General features: G+C 47.6%; 1 protein-coding gene. It reads left to right on the top strand.

Annotated features, from left to right (window positions below; all coding sequences use genetic code 11):
- A partial coding sequence (locus MUY21_RS16020) for a CDP-glycerol glycerophosphotransferase family protein (protein WP_248411272.1) occupies positions 1 to 420 on the top strand: 420 nt, incomplete at both ends.

Here is a 420-nt window from a genome sequence, read left to right as displayed (position 1 = left end):
GTCATAGAGCGCTTAAAAGACAATCCGCGCATCACGCTTTTGGATGGCTATACGGATACTCTTGATCACATATCAGGGGCCGATATCGTATTGTCCGATTATTCGGGTGCCATTTTTGATGCGATCTTTCTTGATCGTCCAGTGGCATTGTTTCAACCCGGCTACACGCAGTCCGTAAAACGAACTGATGATAGAAGCATCGAAATCTCATGCGGATCGAAGTTGGGTGAAGTCTTGGATAGTGATGACAGCCTGATAACGTTCTTCGACAGGCTCGCCAGTGAAGGGTACAATCTGGTTAACGCACACATGAACCCCAGCGATTTCTTGAGCAACAAAGGTAAGGCAGTTCCGGCTGCCCTGGAACTTCTCGAACAGTTGATCAACGATGAGGTTGAGCGAACAATCGTTCAAGAATCG

It is taken from the genome of Aliiroseovarius sp. S2029, assembly GCF_023195575.1.
Taxonomy (GTDB): Bacteria; Pseudomonadota; Alphaproteobacteria; order Rhodobacterales; family Rhodobacteraceae; genus Aliiroseovarius; species Aliiroseovarius zhejiangensis.
Note: the sequence above shows the minus strand (reverse complement) of the source record. Positions and strands in the feature narration are given on the sequence as shown.